This is a genomic window from Paenibacillus terreus (genome assembly GCF_042138595.1).
GTDB lineage: Bacteria > Bacillota > Bacilli > Paenibacillales > Paenibacillaceae > Paenibacillus > Paenibacillus terreus.
The window spans coordinates 563,738-581,472 of the sequence record NZ_JBHIRX010000001.1 but is presented as its reverse complement, the minus strand read 5'-3'; the positions used below and the strand labels follow the sequence as shown (position 1 = coordinate 581,472).

Annotated in this window: 18 protein-coding genes; 2 read left to right on the top strand and 16 right to left on the bottom strand. The window is 49.0% G+C overall.

Annotation, left to right across the window (positions count from 1 at the left end):
- Positions 1-73: 73 nt before the first annotated feature.
- The 8 genes from uxaC (ACE5KN_RS02740) to ACE5KN_RS02705 form a co-directional block, all read right to left on the bottom strand.
- The gene (gene uxaC, locus ACE5KN_RS02740) at positions 74-1,489 is read right to left on the bottom strand and encodes a glucuronate isomerase (protein WP_375526985.1); all 1,416 of its coding nucleotides are present in this window, start codon (positions 1,487-1,489) and stop codon (positions 74-76) included.
- 259 nt (positions 1,490-1,748) lie between these two features.
- Complete coding sequence (locus ACE5KN_RS02735; protein WP_375526984.1) at positions 1,749-3,239, bottom strand: UxaA family hydrolase; 1,491 nt, start codon at positions 3,237-3,239, stop codon at positions 1,749-1,751.
- Positions 3,240-3,243: 4 nt separating this feature from the next.
- Positions 3,244-4,737, bottom strand: coding sequence for a tagaturonate reductase (locus ACE5KN_RS02730; RefSeq protein ID WP_375526983.1), 1,494 nt, complete (start codon positions 4,735-4,737; stop codon positions 3,244-3,246).
- A 20-nt stretch (positions 4,738-4,757) separates the two neighbouring features.
- Positions 4,758-6,185: a glucuronate isomerase gene (uxaC, locus tag ACE5KN_RS02725; protein WP_375526982.1), complete on the bottom strand. Its 1,428-nt coding sequence runs from the start codon at positions 6,183-6,185 to the stop codon at positions 4,758-4,760.
- A gap of 233 nt (positions 6,186-6,418) precedes the next feature.
- Positions 6,419-6,910, bottom strand: coding sequence for a CcdC protein domain-containing protein (locus tag ACE5KN_RS02720; protein WP_375526981.1), 492 nt, complete (start codon positions 6,908-6,910; stop codon positions 6,419-6,421).
- A gap of 126 nt (positions 6,911-7,036) precedes the next feature.
- On the bottom strand, positions 7,037-7,468 hold the full coding sequence (fosB, locus tag ACE5KN_RS02715) for a metallothiol transferase FosB (protein ID WP_375526980.1): 432 nt from the start codon (positions 7,466-7,468) through the stop codon (positions 7,037-7,039).
- A gap of 133 nt (positions 7,469-7,601) precedes the next feature.
- The gene (locus tag ACE5KN_RS02710) at positions 7,602-8,105 is read right to left on the bottom strand and encodes a hypothetical protein (protein ID WP_375526979.1); all 504 of its coding nucleotides are present in this window, start codon (positions 8,103-8,105) and stop codon (positions 7,602-7,604) included.
- Complete coding sequence (locus ACE5KN_RS02705; RefSeq protein WP_375533026.1) at positions 8,092-8,355, bottom strand: hypothetical protein; 264 nt, start codon at positions 8,353-8,355, stop codon at positions 8,092-8,094. Before ACE5KN_RS02705 ends, ACE5KN_RS02710 begins: the two co-directional genes overlap by 14 nt.
- Before the next feature lie 172 nt (positions 8,356-8,527).
- Here ACE5KN_RS02705 and ACE5KN_RS02700 point away from each other — a divergent pair, with 172 nt between their 5' ends.
- On the top strand, positions 8,528-8,884 hold the full coding sequence (locus ACE5KN_RS02700; RefSeq protein WP_375526977.1) for an alpha/beta hydrolase: 357 nt from the start codon (positions 8,528-8,530) through the stop codon (positions 8,882-8,884).
- A gap of 141 nt (positions 8,885-9,025) precedes the next feature.
- On the opposite strand, the gene ACE5KN_RS02695 is transcribed toward ACE5KN_RS02700, so the two are convergent.
- Together ACE5KN_RS02695 and ACE5KN_RS02690 are read right to left on the bottom strand one after the other, a co-directional pair.
- Positions 9,026-9,277, bottom strand: coding sequence for a hypothetical protein (locus ACE5KN_RS02695; protein ID WP_375526976.1), 252 nt, complete (start codon positions 9,275-9,277; stop codon positions 9,026-9,028).
- Positions 9,278-9,282: 5 nt separating this feature from the next.
- The gene (locus ACE5KN_RS02690) at positions 9,283-10,449 is read right to left on the bottom strand and encodes a WXG100 family type VII secretion target (protein ID WP_375526975.1); all 1,167 of its coding nucleotides are present in this window, start codon (positions 10,447-10,449) and stop codon (positions 9,283-9,285) included.
- Between the two features lie 246 nt (positions 10,450-10,695).
- Here ACE5KN_RS02690 and ACE5KN_RS02685 point away from each other — a divergent pair, with 246 nt between their 5' ends.
- Positions 10,696-11,400, top strand: coding sequence for a Uma2 family endonuclease (locus tag ACE5KN_RS02685; protein ID WP_375533025.1), 705 nt, complete (start codon positions 10,696-10,698; stop codon positions 11,398-11,400).
- A gap of 9 nt (positions 11,401-11,409) precedes the next feature.
- On the opposite strand, the gene ACE5KN_RS02680 is transcribed toward ACE5KN_RS02685, so the two are convergent.
- From ACE5KN_RS02680 to ACE5KN_RS02655, 6 genes are all read right to left on the bottom strand, one after another.
- Positions 11,410-11,751 (bottom strand): cupin domain-containing protein, encoded by a 342-nt coding sequence (locus ACE5KN_RS02680; RefSeq protein ID WP_375526973.1) that lies wholly within the window; start codon positions 11,749-11,751, stop codon positions 11,410-11,412.
- A gap of 29 nt (positions 11,752-11,780) precedes the next feature.
- Positions 11,781-12,302 carry a cysteine hydrolase family protein gene (locus ACE5KN_RS02675; RefSeq protein WP_375526972.1) on the bottom strand — a complete coding sequence of 174 codons (522 nt, stop codon included), beginning with the start codon at positions 12,300-12,302 and terminating at the stop codon, positions 11,781-11,783.
- Between the two features lie 204 nt (positions 12,303-12,506).
- On the bottom strand, positions 12,507-14,507 hold the full coding sequence (locus tag ACE5KN_RS02670) for a beta-galactosidase (protein ID WP_375526971.1): 2,001 nt from the start codon (positions 14,505-14,507) through the stop codon (positions 12,507-12,509).
- 125 nt (positions 14,508-14,632) lie between these two features.
- On the bottom strand, positions 14,633-15,922 hold the full coding sequence (locus ACE5KN_RS02665) for an ABC transporter substrate-binding protein (RefSeq protein WP_375526970.1): 1,290 nt from the start codon (positions 15,920-15,922) through the stop codon (positions 14,633-14,635).
- A gap of 56 nt (positions 15,923-15,978) precedes the next feature.
- Positions 15,979-16,809, bottom strand: a complete 831-nt coding sequence (locus ACE5KN_RS02660; protein ID WP_375526969.1) for a carbohydrate ABC transporter permease — start codon at positions 16,807-16,809, stop codon at positions 15,979-15,981.
- On the bottom strand, positions 16,809-17,690 hold the full coding sequence (locus ACE5KN_RS02655; protein WP_375526968.1) for a carbohydrate ABC transporter permease: 882 nt from the start codon (positions 17,688-17,690) through the stop codon (positions 16,809-16,811). The genes ACE5KN_RS02660 and ACE5KN_RS02655 overlap by 1 nt, the downstream gene beginning before the upstream one ends.
- Positions 17,691-17,735: the final 45 nt, after the last annotated feature.

Here is a 17,735-nt window from a genome sequence, read left to right as displayed (position 1 = left end):
AATTGCTCAAATGTCTTTCATCACTGACTTTGTTCGATATTTTCTTTTAGTGATTATTTTCACAAATTAAACATCAATCTCCCATTGGAAAAGCGAAATATTGTTCCGCATTGTTATAACAAATATCCTGCACAATGCCGCCAAGCAGCTCCAGATCGTGCGGAGCTTCCCCGTTTTCCGCCCAGGTCCCGATCAGATTGCATAAAATACGGCGGAAATACTCATGTCTTGTATAGGACAGGAAGCTGCGGGAATCGGTCAGCATGCCGATAAAGCGCGACAGTACGCCAACATTTGCCAGCATCTTCATCTGCTCCAGAATGCCGTCAATATGGTCGTTGAACCACCAGGAGGTGCCAAATTGAATTTTACCGGGTATACCTTTACCCTGGAAGCTACCCGCAAGTGTGGCAAGTACAGGATAGTCATTGGGATTCAGGGAATATAGAACGGTTCGCGGCAATGTCCCTGCCATTTCCAGATCATCCAACAGTCCTTGCAGCGGACGGGCAATCTCCCCTTCATTGACCGCATCGTACCCTGTATCTGGGCCGAGCAGACGGAACATAGCGCTGTTGTTGTTGCGCAAGGCATGAATATGGTACTGCATCGCCCAGCCGCGCTCCGCATACAGCTTGCCCAGAAATACCAGCGTATAGGTTTTGAATTTGGCTTCTTCGTGCCTGGCGACCTGCCCCTGCTCTAAAGCCTTTTCGTAAATTTCCGCCGCCTCTTCAAGCGTCGTTTGGGCATACATCACCGTATCAAGCGCATGATCAGATACCCGGCCGCCAACGGAATGGAAATACTCCACACGACTTTCAAGCGCTTTCAGAAAACCCTCATATGTCGCTGTATTTTGTCCGCTTACTTCCCCCAGCTTCTTAACCCATGGCCGGAACGTATCACGGTTGATTTCAATCCCTTTGTCTGGCCGGAAGCTGGGAAGTACAGCCGTACTGAAATTCTGAAGCTCCGCAATCTTGGCATGGTAAAGCAAATCATCGGTCGGATCGTCCGTTGTGCATACCACTTTTACGTCGAACCTGGCAATCAGATCGCGTGCTCCAAAGCCGCTTCCCTGCAGCAGACTGTTGACCTTCTCCCAAATCGCGGGCGCATTCTTCTCATTCAGCAGTTCGTAAACGCCGAAGAAGCGCTGCAGCTCCAAGTGTGTCCAGTGGTACAGCGGGTTGCCGATCAGCGTGGGAACTGTCCGTGCCCAAGCCAGAAATTTATCATAATCGCTGGCTCCGCCGGTGATCAGCTCTTCGTCCACTCCGCCCGCGCGCATCAGCCTCCACTTGTAGTGGTCCCCGTACAGCCATGCCTCCGTAATGTTGCTGAACGTCTTATTCTCATAAATCTCCTTGGGGCTCAAGTGGCAGTGATAATCCATGATCGGCATGTCCTTCGCATACTGATGATAGAGCTTCACCGCCGTGTCATTGCCAAGCAAAAAATTTTCGTCCAAAAACGGTTTGACCATTTCCTGTTCATCCCTTTCCGTGTATTTCACATATTTTTGTTAACGTGAACATTTTACATTGTAATTGCTTTAACACCAATTGCATGTGATATATATCATGAAAATAATACAGTTCATTTAATATACGCACACTGTTACAAATACAGGCTGCAATCAACAAAAAAACAGACGCAATCAAGGAAAAATTGAGTGCGTCTGTCCTATCGACTCCGGTAGGTTAGACCGCAAGCCGTTTTATGATCAATTGGGTATCACTTGCTTATAAGGTTACTCCATTTTTAAAGATCGCCAGCTCCCTGAACTGGTTCTTTTCATTGTTGACAAGCTTGCCGCTTGCCACCTCGATGATATAACGGATCAGAGCGCGCACAGTCTCTTCCATGCTTGTTCCCTCCAGCAGCACGCCTGCGTTAAAATCAATCCAATGCGGCTTTGCCTGATGCAGCGGGCTATTGGTGGATACCTTCATCGTCGGCACGAAGGAACCGAACGGAGTCCCGCGCCCTGTCGTGAAAATAACAAGCTGACAGCCTGCTGCCGCCAGTGCCGAGGAGGCCACCAGATCATTGCCTGGCGCGCTCAGCAGATTGAGTCCTTTCGTCTGCAGCCTTTCTCCGTAATGAATCACATCATTCACCATAGAAATGCCGGATTTCTGCGTACAGCCGAGCGACTTATCCTCCAGTGTGGTAATACCTCCGGCCTTGTTACCGGGTGAGGGATTTTCGTACACAGGCTGATTATAGTCGAGAAAATACTGTTTGAAATTATTAATGAGGTCTACGATCTTTTCAAATACCTGCTCATCCGCAGCCCGTTCCATCAATATCCGTTCAGCACCGAACATTTCCGGCACCTCTGTCAGCACGGTCGTTCCGCCCTGGGCCGCCATAAAGTCGGACAGCCTGCCTACCAGCGGATTGGCTGTAATGCCCGACAGACCGTCAGAGCCCCCGCATTTCAAGCCGATGCTCAGTTCGGACAGCGGAACCGTCTCCCTGCGGTCCCCCTGGGCATTGCGGTGAATCTCATGCAGCAGCTTTACACCGGCCTCCACTTCGTCTCCTACTTCCTGGGACAGCAGAAATTTTACCCGCTGCTCGTCATAATCCCCGATGGCTTCCCGAAATTCATTCATGCTGTTATTCTCGCAGCCAAGTCCCAGCACCAGCACTCCGCCGGCGTTCGGATGCTTGACGGCATCCGCCAGGATCGTACGTGTCATGACATGATCGTCACCTAGTTGGGAGCAGCCGTAGTTATGCTTGAGTACAAGCGTCTGTTCAAAAGGCGCAATGGACCCCGCTTCTTCCTTGAAGCGGTTCATGATCATCTCAGCCACTCCGTTTACACAGCCTACCGTCGGCACGATCCACAATTCATTCCGGATACCAACGCTGCCATTTTTCCGGACATAACCCTCGAAGGTCAAATGCTCATTCTTGTAATCATTCTCCACAGGCTTCGGTTCATAACGGTACTGCTCCATACCCGTCAAATTGGTTTTTGTATTATGGGTATGCACATGACAGCCGGGGGCAATCTCCTCTATGGCATGGCCGATCGGATAACCGTATTTAAGCACATTCTCCCCTGCCTGAATGGCAGATAGCGCAATTTTGTGCCCGCGCGGGATATCATCCGCAAGCTTGATTTCCTTTTCCGCAATCCGAACGGATTCATCCCGGCTGAAATCACGCAAGGCCACCGCCACATTATCTCGTTCATTGATACGAATCACTTCCAGCATTTCATCATTCTCCTTCCTGTGTGGAGATTAGACGGTCCGAGAGCCCGAAAAATTTGACCACAGCCTGGAACATGCCGGAGCTTTCAATCTCATGGACATACTCTGCCGTCCGCTCCGCAAGCCCTGCCACCATCCCCAGCTCACCGCCGCATACCCGGGTATCCTGCAGAATACGGCTCACGAGACGGCCAGCCGCTGCGCGCGTTCCATCATACTGCGCCCACTCCTGCCGGAAAAGCTCAAGAATGGCGGGTTCATCGGACAGATCAATCCGTTCCGAGCCGCGAACTCCCTTATACATAACGATCAGCGCAGCGAGCGCGAACACCATTCTGTCCGGCAGCCGTTCCTGCTGCTGTACAAAGCTCAACAAGGTCGGCTTCAGTCTGGCATCGAACTTGGACCACGAGTTCAGCGCAATGCTCAGCAGCTGATGCCGGAGGTAAGGATTCCTGAACCGCTCCAGCACCGAATCCGCATAATGCTGCAGTTCCTGCTCGTCGATGTCCAGAACCGGTATGATCTCCCCGCGGACCAGCACTTCCACAAATGCGCCGCTTATTTCATGAGTTACGGCTTCCTCAACCGTATTCAGTCCGATCAAATAGGCAACCGGCGTCAGCGCTGTGTGGGCGCCGTTCAGAATGCGCACCTTCCGGGTCCGATAAGGGCTTAAGTCATCGGTTATGATCACATTGAGCCCTGCCTCATAAGCCGGAAACTCGGCACGCAGCCAATCCGGCCCTTCGATAACCCATAAATGATAAGGCTCCGCCACCGTAAGAAAAGGGTCATGATAACCCAGCTCAGCTTCCATTGCAGCCGCCCGCCCTTCGGGATAGCCTGACACAATCCGATCGACAAGACTGCTGCAAAATAAATTATGTTCAAGAAGCCACTGTATAAATTGCTGCTCCAGCCCCCACTTTTCAGCATGCCGCAGTACAATGTCCCTCAGCGTCTCTCCATTGCGTTCAATCAGCTCACAAGGTAAGATAATGAGTCCCTTCGCCGGATCTCCGTTGAAATGCTGATATCTCCGGTACAGCAGTGCTGTTAATTTCCCGGGAAAGCTGCCCTGCGGCTGGTCCTCCAGCCTGTCTTCCTCCGCGTACATAATGCCTGCTTCCGTCGTATTGGACAAAATAAACCGCAGATCAGGAAGAAGCGCCAGTTCGGCATAGGCCTCATAGTTTGTATAAGGATTAATCCCCTGAACTACCGACTCCACAAGGGTGTACTCCCTTACCGCCTGACCGTCCCGGAAGCCTTCCACACAGACAGTGAACAGCCCGTTCTGGTTATGCAGTTGCTCTGCCGAGACGCCCCCCGGCCGATTCTGCAGCACCGCCACCCCTGTATTCCAGCCCAGCTTGCTGTTCATCAAATGAATCTGCCAATCCGCAAACGCCCGCATGAAGTTCCCATCTCCAAACTGGACGATCTTTACCGGATAATTCGTTCTTTCCTGCCTTCCCTGTCTGTTTAAAATGCTCATCGTTCCCCTCCAGTCAGGTCTTAGCGCTTCAGCACTGCCGTTGCGGGAAATTTAAAATATGCGGCAGCGTTGTCGTAACAGATACCCTGGATCAGACGACCCAGCAGTGCTTCATCCATGGGCGCTTCCCCTTCTTCCACCCAGGTACCCACCAGATCACACAGCAGTCTGCGGAAATATTCATGTCTTGTATAAGACAAAAAGCTGCGGGAATCGGTGAGCATCCCAATAAAGCATGACAGCATCCCCAAATTGGAAAGCACCTTCATCTGCTCCAGTATGCCTTCCTTATGATCATTGAACCACCAGGCGGTGCCGAACTGGATTTTGCCCCGTACCCCGCCGGACTGGAAGCTGCCTGCAAGACTTGCAAGCACATGATAATCATTCGGATTCAGTGAGTATAAAATGGTTCGCGGCAGCCCGCCCTCCTGTTCAATGGAGTCAAGCAGCCCCACAAGAGCATTGGCGATCGGCCCGTCATTCACCGCATCGTATCCCGTATCCGGCCCCAGCTTGCGGAAGGCGGCCGTATTGTTGTTGCGGAGGGCGTGAATATGATGCTGCATCGCCCAATCCAGCTCGGCATACAGCTTGCCCAGGAACACCAGCGTGTAGGTTTTGTACTTTGCCTCCTCATCCTCCGTCACTTTTTCACCAGATATCGCTTTTGCAAAAATGCCGGAGACTTCTTCCAGCGTCGTCTCTGCAAATACAACCGTATCCAGCGCATGGTCAGAAACGCGGCAGCCGGTATCGTGGAAATAGCGGGCCCGCTTCTCAAGCGCTTTCAAAAATTGTCCGTAATCGGAAATGGCCAGCTCGGACACCTCACCCAACTTCCGCACCCAGGGAACAAAGGTGCTTCTGCCGATCTCAAGCCCTTTATCCGGCCGAAAGCTTGGCAGCACCTTTGTCTGGAAACCCTGAAGCTCCTGAATAGCCAAGTGGTATTCCAGAGAGTCGCAAGGATCGTCGGTCGTGCATACAACTTCCACTTTGGACTTGGTGATCAGATCGCGCGCGCCGAAGCCTTCCCCTTGCAGCTGGCGGTTGACCTTTTCCCAAATCGCAGGAGCGGATTCCTCATTCAGCAGTTCATGGACACCGAAGAACCGCTGCAGTTCCAGATGAGTCCAGGCATACAGGGGGTTACCGATCATACAGGGAACCGTCCGCGCCCAGGCCAGAAATTTATCGTAATCATCCGCGTCCCCCGTAATGAACCTCTCCTCCACCCCGTACGCTCGCATCATTCTCCATTTGTAGTGATCTCCGTACAGCCAGGCTTCGGTCAGGTTTTTAAAGCTTTTGTTCTCCAGAATCTCCTTCGGGCTCAAATGGCAGTGATAATCGATAATCGGCATATCCTTCGCGTACTTCTCATACAGCATTACAGCAGTATCTGAGTTCAACAGGAATTTCTCATCCAGAAACGGTTTAACCATGCAAAAATTCATCCTCTCCCATGGGTAATGTTAACGTGAACATTTTTAAATATAAGATTTCTTACTTTTATTATATGACACAGTAGTCATGAGATTGCAACAAAAATGTTAGCGTTAACATCAAAATTTTGTCGTTTCACATTCAAATAAAAAAGGGCATGATCCCGTTTGACAAGAACACTAGGCTCCTCGCCTGATTTCCTGATCGGGAAATGCCCTTTAACGCCTGACACTCAGTTCAGTGAACTGACCCGGCGATACTTGATAAAACTGCCGATACGCCATACACAAATATATACGAAAGCCAGCACCATCGTAAGGATCGTAAACTCCGTATAATCCAGTCCTTTAAAATACTGGGCTAATCCGATACGAATGACAATGATTGCTATAATGACGTATTTAAAATTTTTGTTCGGCTTGGAATAAATCTGTCCATCCTCCTGCCGCTCATATCCCGTATGATACAGCATGATGCTGCCCAAGCAGATTCCCAGCAGGCATGCGCACAAAATCTCCCAGGCCACAGGCAAATGAAACGGGTGATCCGGAATATGCATCAAGCTGTAAATACTGAAGCCGAAAACGATCGGCAAAATAATAATAGGGACCAATATTCCTATCCCCTTGTTGCGAATAGGGCGTTTTTTTCTCCGTGTTCTGAGCAGAATGACCAGAATGATAATGACTGCGGCCACTATATATCCGATGATGGTTTGATCCATACAGTCTCCTCTTGTTGTAAATTAATTTTAATAAGATAAACGTCCATCGACGTACATCCAAAGAAGCCAGACCGCGCTTAGCGGTAGTTTTTCTTGCGACTCCAGGAAGCTTAGACCAAGAAGTTATTACTTTCTAGAATCTTCAAAAAATATCATATGCGGTTTGTCCATCCGGTAATATTGCAGCCGGTCTGCGAGCGTACCCGTATGGAATTCAAACAAATGACCGTCCGGATCCAGGAAGTATATCGACTTCTTGTCCCGCAGATCCCTCTCTCGTCCTTCCAGTATCTCCACATTTAATGCGGTTAAACGCTGCAGCAGCTCACTGAAGTCCTGCTCTTCGACCGTAAAAGCGGTGTGAGTGTAGGAGCGCGGTCCCGGTTCCCGCTGAATATCCTCCTGATTGAGGGCCACCCAAAGCCCGCCGATATCGAAATAAGCCAGCTTCCGTCCTTTTACCAGCAGCTTCGCATCAAAAACCTTCTCATAGAATAGCACAGACCGCTCCAGGTCTGAAACGGAAAAACATAGATGATTGATTTGTTTAACTTTCATGGCCGTCGCTCACTTCTCTCCTGATCTGTTTTACTCTTACCTGCCCTCTGGTAGTTAAATGCCAGACTATGCCCACCGTCTGACTTTACAAAATCAAAATATCTCGTGCTTTAAAACACTTCTTCTTTTGCCTTTAAATAATGATGATCCTGTAATCCCCATCTGAAATAATAAGCTTGTCATTTAATTCAGTAGATAAACCCTCATATTTCTCGTTAAGCAGTTCTTGAAGTGCTAACATATCCAACCCTTCCCGAACATATAAAAATAGATCTATAATCTTTCTACTTACAGGGTCTAAATACATCTCGACTCTTATAATGTCATTTAAATCTCTTTCAATATTGGTTATACTATATACTACTTTCTCGGCATCCCCATCCACCTTTGTATCATTACCGAACATTTCACCAAGTGATGAGTAGTTCGGCTGTCCGCCTCTAAATATTTCCACTAATCCTATAATTAGCTCCTGAAATGGACTTTCTGTAAATTTTGCTTTTATCAACTCCCACGAGGTATCGAACATCCAACTCAAATCATTAGGGTCATTATCACTATCGTCCAAAATCCCAATAACTACAGGTTTTCTATAAAGAAATTTCGTATTAATGCTTCCATCATTATTTATAAACATTAAATTCTCCCCCAATTTTTCCTGCCATTTTACTATACAGTATATCCCATACTGCATCTGTGTTACCTTCTTTATATAATGCTTGAGCCATAGGGTCACTAGAAAGTTCTCTTAGTGTTTGCTTAAAAATTCTCTCGACATCAAGCGGAGTGATATCCCATCCGCCACTTCCTCGCTTAAGACTAAACGTTACCCCATTTGGAGTCACAGCCCTTATTTCTGCCATATCAAAATGCCAGAGCTGTATCAAAGTCCGTTATCTTTATGTCCTCACGACAAACATCTAATTACTTGGCTAAAACATAATACGACGGTTAGCACATCAACTAGAATATGTTATTTTCGAATTAGGTTGATGTATCAACAAGAGAGGATGATATTACCTACTCCGCAAATCAACGAAAAAAAAGGAGAGTGCTACTATGCAAGAAAAATCAAACGAGGATCGTTCCATGAGCAAGCCGTTTACTGAAGCTGCCGGTATTCCTGTCAGCGATCCCACCCCTGTCATGACCTTCAGCCCCGTGGTGCTATCGGTCCCAGGTCGGATTGTAGATCTGCAGATCAAGGTCTCCGCGCCCTCGACGGGGAGCAACCTGCCTGTGATTCTCCTGTCGCACGGCCACGGGCCTTCGAACTTCTTGTCATCCTTTCATGGCTATGGGCCTCTTGCAAACTTTTGGGCAGCGCACGGCTTCGTCGTGATCCAGCCCACTCACTTGGATTCGAAGATGTTGGGCCTGCGTGAATCGGACAATCCAGAGGCATCGTTGTATTGATAGGCGGTACTACCAGATCGTCTTAACTCCTTACCTGAAGCCCTAACTCTCGTGCTTTCTGACAATAACCACTTACTTCCTCTACGATTACCTCGTACTCTGCTTGTGCCTGTGCAATTAATCTGGTCTCGTTTGCACTATCTAAGATTCAATAGTTGTCCTTTCAACAAAGTTATTATTTTCTTTAATAATCATTCTCGCCAATCTTCTTCCAGCTCTTTTAAAAAAGAAATCATCAGGATAACTGTCAGAATCTATTGGAGAGAGTTGATTTATAACACCATTTTTTTTATCGTATTCAATTTTCCCCATTGTTTCTTCATTTGGTCCATAACTGTATACAACTCTTTCTTCGTCCTCATAGTCCTTAAGCATTATCACAAAAACCGCCATTAATCTCACTCCTCATAATTCTTTTCCCAATCCCAGGTTCTCCCTGATTCTATTGTTTTATCATGAGCTGTTCTATAGTTAGTCTTAAATATACCTTCAAATTTTGATTCGAAAATTTCATGATGCAATAATTGTATATCAGAGTCTACATACTTCTCATTTATTAATCTTTCCCACGCCTGTGCTAATTCATAGTCAGGATCAAACTTCCCAATACCATGATCTTTAATATGTGTGTTATTAAAAACATGATCTTTGATCCTTTGAACTCTGCTAAGAGGAAAGCCAGTATTTTTTGCGATAGCTTCTACATCCTTCGTCCCTAAATTTCTGAATTTCTCATACATTTCCTCAGCAATTGCCTCTTCTTTAAAGAACTGTTCTGGAGATATATTTCTTGCTCCAGACTCAGCATATTTTAAATCAGCAGCTTTTGGCGTCCCCTCAACAACCGACTTTGCACTTGTACCAAAATAGTTCTTGGGCTTTATCGTTGAGGCAATCGTACCGCCGCCGACCAATCCTGCTGTTCCAAGTATATTCGCCCAGTGCTCGGTTGACCAGGCATTTTGGGGAAAGATGGATTCGCGAATCGTGCCATGGACGCCAAGGGTCGCCCAGTTCGCGAAATCTTCCGGGGAATCCAGCCACTTATCCGCCCGATCCGCATACCCCTGCCACATCCCTTTCGGAATACCGAACGTCCAGTAATCCAGAAATCCGCCGAACGAATCATACCGTTTTTCATATCGCTCATTGGCTGCGTCCATAAAATTGGTGCCCAGTTCTTTCAAGCTTTCGCCAGATTTCTCCAAGGCATTGCGCGTATCCACGGTCGGCGCAGCACAGGCATTGGGTGGAGGGGGCGGAGGAGCCATACAGGCCGGATCAAGCCCACCGGACATTGCTTCGTCCGCTAGTCTGAATTTCTCCGCATGATTTCGCAGCTCACGGGAAATGGAATCCGTCAGCTCTACAGCGTTCTCCATACTCCTGCGGGCCGTCACATAATCAGAATAGAAGCGCTGCTTGGTTGTGCCATCCCAGACCGCTTCCATCATTAAAACCTGGAGCGTAAGTGTTCCGTTCATCCGGGCAATCTCCTGGCGAGCCTGTTCGAACTGCCTGGAAACTGCCTCCAACTGCTCCGGTGTTACCAGAATCGTTGTCATCTGCATCGTCCACCTGTCCATCGTGTTACACCCATTTTAACATCTTCCTAGAATATGGATAATAAGTCGAATATCCCAACTCATGACTGACGAAAGGCATCCATAGTCCTAATTATCATCTTTATGTCCTCACGACAAACACCTAATCACTTAACTAAAACCATTGAAAAACAATAATAAATTAGCTATCATTATTTACATAATAGCTAATTTGAGGTGATTAAAATGCGGGTTACTTCAACTGATATGCAAAACAATTTCGGAAAGTATTTAAAGTTCGCGGAGGCCAATGAGGAAATCATTGTAACGAGGAATGGCAAGGATGTGGCTAAATTAAGTACTTTCGACGGGGCTGATGAATCCGTCCTTAGGGAGGAAGCGTTGAGATACGAAGCCGGTGATGATTGGGTGACCTATGAAGAGTTTCTCGAATTGACCGAAACATCGGAACAGCGCTTCGAACTGATCGACGGTGTCGTGTATAACCTCGCCTCCCCTTCGTACAAGCACCAGCATGCCGTGCAAGAACTGCTTGGCACTTTTTACAATTGGTTTAAAGGAAAATCCTGTACACCGCTGACATCCCCGTTCGATATTACATTAGAGAAGGAAAAAACGAATATCTGTGTCGTACAACCGGATCTGGTTGTTATTTGCGACAAAGATCAAATTGATGCAAAGGGCAAATACAAGGGCACACCGGAACTGGCCGTCGAGGTGTTGTCACCTTCCACACGAAGCAAAGATTTGATCCGCAAGCTCGATTTATACAGGAAATGCGGCATTAAGGAATATTGGATCGTCGATCCTATGAAGGAGCAGGCGACGATTTTCACTTTAATCGACGGTGAGATCGCAGATATAGCCTATTACTCGAATACCGGGGAACAGTTTGCGGAATCGCAGCTATTTGTGGGACTGCGCGTTTCGATGCAGGATCTGTTCGCCTGATTTAGGCGTTTAGACTTCCGTTCTGTCCCCCCGGGTTGTCGGATGCGAGATGACCAAAAATTCAACTGGAGCGTCTGAAACGTTCACGATCTGATGGACAGCAAGCGGAGGAATTTCAATGCCTTCCTGTTCCGCCAGCTCAACCGTTCGCCCTTCCAGCTGCATGAGGGCCTGACCTTTTAATATGAAGAAAAACTGTCTTGCCTTATGATGATAATGTCTGGCCTCATAGGTATGAGCGGGCATTCTTTCATGAATCACGCTTAATTCCTGCCCGCTTACCAGGTTCCAGCCGTCGCAGCTTTCCCCCCAGATGTAATGAGCTGCCGTATTTTTGCTGATCTTGTCCATGCTGCCGCCCCCCATCCATTCATAATGGTTTAAAACTGTATGTCTTCGGCTGGCTTAAGAGCTGCAAAGCTGGATGCAAGCACCGTGTTGTGATGGCGGACAATTTGCTCCGCCTGGATAATCCCGTTATCAAATGTGCTATGGGCATCTTGAACAAGAACAACCTTATACCCCTTGCTGAAAGCGCTGCGCACGGTTGTATCCACACAAAACTCGGTCTGCATGCCTACAATCACCAGCTTGTCCACTTCGCGCTCAAGAAGGGCTTCCTGCAGGCCTGTTTTGTAAAAGGAATCACAGGTTGGTTTTTGAATAACGGTCTCGGTCGGGAGCGGCTTAATTTTGTCATGGATTTCCCATGTCGGCGTATCCCTGGTGAACTCGGGATCGCCTTCCACCGTATGCTGTATGTATATGACCTCCGTGCCGGTTTCACGGGCCTTGAGGATTAACCGGTCAATTGTATCCAATACCTCTTCTCCTCGATACAAATTGTACTCCGGTAAAAACATTGCCTTTTGCACGTCAATGATTAGTAACGCTGTTTTCATCACCCTCAAGTCTCCTCTCAAGTTTGTAATAGCAATACCATCTTATGGATACATCAATATTAATAGTTGAAGCGGTAATGGACAAGCTCATAATTTCGGCAGATGCTCCAATTCGGATAGCAATCCGGATAATAGGCTATCCATGAATTGAATAGCCTGCCTCCTGCACCGCCGTACATCCCGTTCAGCATACGGCAGTTATATCTACGATAATTGCAAAATATCGACGCCGTAAGGCGCAAGGCTAAGCACCCTGCCTCGCTCCGCTCCGTACAGCAGGCTCGGGTACGTGGCGTGCAGCGTCACCTGATGCGGCTCGCGGCTTAAGTTGAGCACGAACAAATAGCTTCCTGTTGTCCCGGCGCGGATGGTGATCTGCACGCCCTCCGGCAGATCGGGCACAATCAATAAGCGCAGCTCTTCGGCAATCGCCCGGAATAGGCGCTTCAAGCAGTCCTCATCGAGATGCGTGCCGAGATAATAGACTTTTCCCTGCCCGAACCTGTTGACCGTAGCGGCAGGCGTACCCTTGTAAAATTCTTCATCATACCAGAGGATCGCCTCGGCGCCATGCAGGCTCAGGACATCGCACCATTGCGAGCCCCGGTAAGAGCGTCCCTCGTTATCGACGACACGGATGGCCGCCCGGCCAAGCGGATCGTACTCCTCCACTTTCACGCCGGTGCATTTCGTCAGCAGTCCCGGCAGCGGCATCATCACATGCTGATTGTTCATATGTTTTACGCCGGAACGGCTCGTAACGATGACGGTCCCCCCTGTTGCGGCAAAGCGCTCCAATGCGGCGGTCACCTCCGCATTCAGCAGATAAAAGCTCGGAGCCACGACAAGTTTGTAGCCATCCAGTGCCTGCGTCCACTCGATCACATCACAGCCGATTCCGAGCTTCGTCAAGGCGCGGTGGTAATCCTTCACATTTTCATAATAGTCGAAGCCCTCGGCCTGCGGTTGAATCCGCAATGCCTCCAAATGCTCATGCGAGAGCAGAATCGCCGCTTCATTAGCGGGCGCCGTTCCCTGAAGCCTGCCTGCCAGGGCATTGACTTCTCTGCACAACTCGGCAAATTCGCCGAACCGGCGCCCTGGCACATTGCTCTGGTCGATCAGCCCGTGCCAGAACTGTTCTGCACCGGCAACCGCAGAGCGCCAGCGGAAATGAACGACCGTGTCGGCGCCCCGTGCGATCGCCTGCCAGGAGAACGCACGGATAAAGCCGGGATAAGGCGCTCTCCAGGTCGGAAACCAGCAGCCCGGCGGCCCGCTCAGCTGCTCCATGATCCAGAAGTTGCGCCGCTTGATGCCGCGCGTCACATCCAGGGACAACGCGCCGCTGTAAGGACCTGTTGCTTGCTTGTCCGGATCGGTATTCGGATAATAGTCGAAGGCAGCCACATCCAGGTCAGCCCCAATCTGGTAAAGGTTCAGGCGCTGTGGATACGTATGAAAATTGTGGGTCACCCAGTGTCCTGGACAATTTTCGCGGATGATACGAATTTGGCTGCGCTGAAAATCGGCGATGGAATCCCATTGAAAGCGGGTAAAATCCAGCAAATATGACGGATTCTGATGTCTTGATCCGCCATAAGGCACGCCAACCTGGCTCCAATCGCTGTATTCCCCGCTCCAAACCACCGTTCCCCACTCGCGGTTCACGTTCTCCAGCGTACCGTATTTCACCTGCACCCATTCCCGGAAGCGTTGATTACAGGTATCGCAGTAACAATCGATGACCCAATACTCATTGTCAAGCTGCCAGCCAATAACGGCGGGATGGCTCCCGTACCGTGAGGTCATCTGTGTAATGATCCGCGCTCCGTAATCACGGAGCGATTCGCTGTTATAACAGCGGTGGCCCCGTACCCCCGGATGATGCGTATCCCCATTAGCGAATACCGGCAAAATATCCGGCTTCGTCTCTGTAAGCCAGCGCGGCGGCGTATTGGTCGGCGTACACAGAACGACGCGGATTTGATACCTGGCGAACAAATCCAGCGCCCGATCCAGCCACTCAAAGGTATACTGCCCCGGCGACGGTTCCAACCGGCTCCAGGCAAACTCCGCCAACCGGACCACCCGAACGCCCGTTGCTTTCATCAATTGAATATCCTCTTCCCAGAGAGAAGGATCCCAATGCTCCGGATAATATACGACACCAATTTGCACTTCATCAGCGTATTTGTTCTTCACGTGTCTTCCTCCTTCGACCGAAAACGGCTTCAATAAGAAAAAGCAAAGACCGCCTCATTCTTCTCCTTCAAGGATAAGTACCTGAGTCGGCCTGCCTTTTCATCATCCAATATTCATGAATCCATTTATTTCAGCTTATCCCATGCGGCTTGCATATTTTTCTGCCAGGTTTCGACATCACTTTCGCCTGCCAAATATTGCTGGATCGCGCTGCCGAATTCCTGAGCCACACCATCCGGGAATTTGCCGGCCTGATGAGCGAAAATATTGCCTTCCTCTACGTATTTCACCAAATCGGTAGCAATCGGTCCCATATCTTCCGGCGTAGCTTTAATTGTGGTCATAGCCGGGATGAATTTGAATTTCTTCACGAGATATTCCTTGCCGATATCCGAAGTAACGAGCCAGTTCAGGAAAATTTTCGCCTCTTCTTTGGCATCGGAATCTTTATTGACAACAAGGTTCACTGGTACGCCAATCGTTACTTTACCTGTCTTGGATGCATCATCGCTCAGCGGCATTGGCAGAATTCCGATATTCATGTTAGGTGTGATGCCGTCGATCATCGTTTGCGCCCAGTTGCCTTCCTGCATCATCGCCGCTTCTCCATTGGCGAACATCGTTACCTGCGTGTTATAGTCGGTGGTCAACGGATTTTTGTTGCCATAATCCAATGTCAGCTTCATCAATTTCGCCCAGTTAGCGAATTGCTCGTTGCCAACAATCGAAGAGGTGCCTTCATTCATTCCTTTAATAAAACCATCGACATCATCCTGATTGGCAAAGGCTACGCTGATGCCCTGGCTTCCTACCAGCCACCATTCCTGATAAGCATTGGCAAATGGAGTAATGCCTGCTGCCTGCAATTTCTTGGCTGCTGCTTCCAACTCGGAATACGTTTTCGGCAGTGTCGTGATGCCCGCCTTTGCAAACAAGTCTTTATTGTATACATAACCAAAGCCTTCCAGATCAAGCGGCAATCCATACACTTTGTCATCTTTGGTGATCGCTTCTGCCGCGAGTGGCACCAAATCCTTCACCCAAGGCTGGTCGGACAAGTCTTCCAGCTTTTCTTGCCACATGTCCAGCTTGGCATAACCGTTGTTCGAGAAAATATCCGGTGCATCGCCGGAAGCGAATTTCGTTTTCAGAGCCGCGTCGTAGTCCGCACCGCCGCCCACAGTCTGAATATCCAGCTTGATATCCGGATGTTCTTTTTCAAACTCTACCTTCAGTTCGTTAAGCCCTTCTACGATTTCCGTTTTAAATTGGAAGATCGTCACCGTTTTTTGCCCTGGTTTGTCGCCGCTGCCATTGTTATCGCTTACAAGATTGCCGCCGCCGCCACAGGCTGAGAGTATAAGCGACATCGTTAACAAAACCGACAAAATGATAGGATACTTATGCTTTTTCATTTAACCTTGCCCCCCTAAATCTATTTTAGTTTATTGGAACAGCGGATCGGTCGGCGTTAGCCTTTGACCGATCCGGCTGCGATTCCCTCGACAATATAACGCTGCAAGAACAAGAAGAAAACAACGATCGGCGCAATGCCCAGTACAAGCGCCGGCAACGCAATATCCCACTGCTTCGTGTACTGTCCGAAGAATGCGAAGGTAGCCAGCGGAATCGTCCGCATTTCCGGCCGCTGCAAAATCAGCGATGGCAGCAAGTAATCATTCCATACCCACAGACAGTTAAGCACGATAATCGTCATCAGCATCGGCCGCATCATCGGCAGCACGATCCGGAAGAAAACGCTGATCCCCGTGCATCCATCCACCGTTGCAGCTTCTTCGATTTCCAGCGGAATCGATTTGACAAACCCGTGGAACAAGAATACCGCCATCGGCGCCCCAAGACCAAGATAAGTCATGATCAGCCCGGCGCGGGTATTGTTCAATCCCAGTTCGTTAACGACCCGCAGCAGCGGCATCATAATCGTCTGGAACGGAATGACCATGGAAGCGATGAGCAGCATGAACAAGACACGGTTAAACCACGTATTGGATCGGACCATCCGGTATGCAGCCATCGAGCTGATCAGCGCCAGGATTGCCACACTGACAACGGTAATCATGAGCGAATTCGTGAATGCCTGCGGGAATTGCGTTAATTCCCAGGCTCTCGAATAGTTCTCCCACTGAAAGATTTTCGGCCAGCTTGCGGAATCGGACATAATCTCGCCAAAAGGCTTGACCGAGTTCACGAAGAGAAAATAGAACGGAGACAAGAACAGCAGGCCGATCAACGCCATAATGATCTCCGCTGCCAGCGTCCGTCCGGTATATCTTTTCAGCATCAGGCTTCAACCTCCTTATTCTTCGTCGCGCGCACCTGAAGCATCGTAATGACGGCCACGATCACGAAGAACAGAATGGCCTTGGCGGTACCCAGACCGTAACGGTTATTCTGGAACGCTTCGTTGTAAATATTCATCGCCACGGATTCCGTTGATTTGAACGGCCCGCCTTTTGTGAGCGACAGGTTGAGATCAAACATTTTGAACGCCCAGGAAATCGCCAGGAACAGACAGATCGTCACTGCCGGCATAATCAGTGGAACGATGATGCTGCGCAGCATCTGCCAGCGGCTTGCCCCATCGATCTCCGCAGCCTCGATCACTTCGGTAGGAACGTTGCTCAGCGAGGAGATATATACGACCATCAGATAACCCGCCGTGTGCCATACGAACACGATCATGATCCCCCAGAAACCGGTGATGGCATCCCCCAGCCAAGGAAGTCCGAAGAAGGACCAGCCGGTCAGTTCAAACATCGTATTGAAGCCTTTGATGAAGATGAACTGAAAAATAAACCCGAGCAGCAGCCCGCCGATCACGTTTGGCATAAAGAAAATCGTACGCAAAACGTTGCGTGTCTTCAACCCTTTGGTTAAGAAATACGCAAGGAAGAAGCCAACAGCGTTCGTCAGCACAATGCCGACCAGCGTAAATTTGGTGGTGAACCAGAAAGATGACCAGAAATCCGGATCATTGGTGAATATCGTTTTAAAATTGTCCAGCCCTACCCAGTTTACCGTGCTCGCCACGCCATTCCAATCGGTCAGCGCATAAAACATCCCAAGGAAGAATGGTATCACCATGACGATTAGAAAAAACAGAAAAACAGGTCCTACGAAAAATACTTGCAGTCCCCACCTTGACGCTCTTTTACTACTCATGGCGCAGCCCCCTTTCTTTCTGTCGAATAACTATTGTATTGTTAT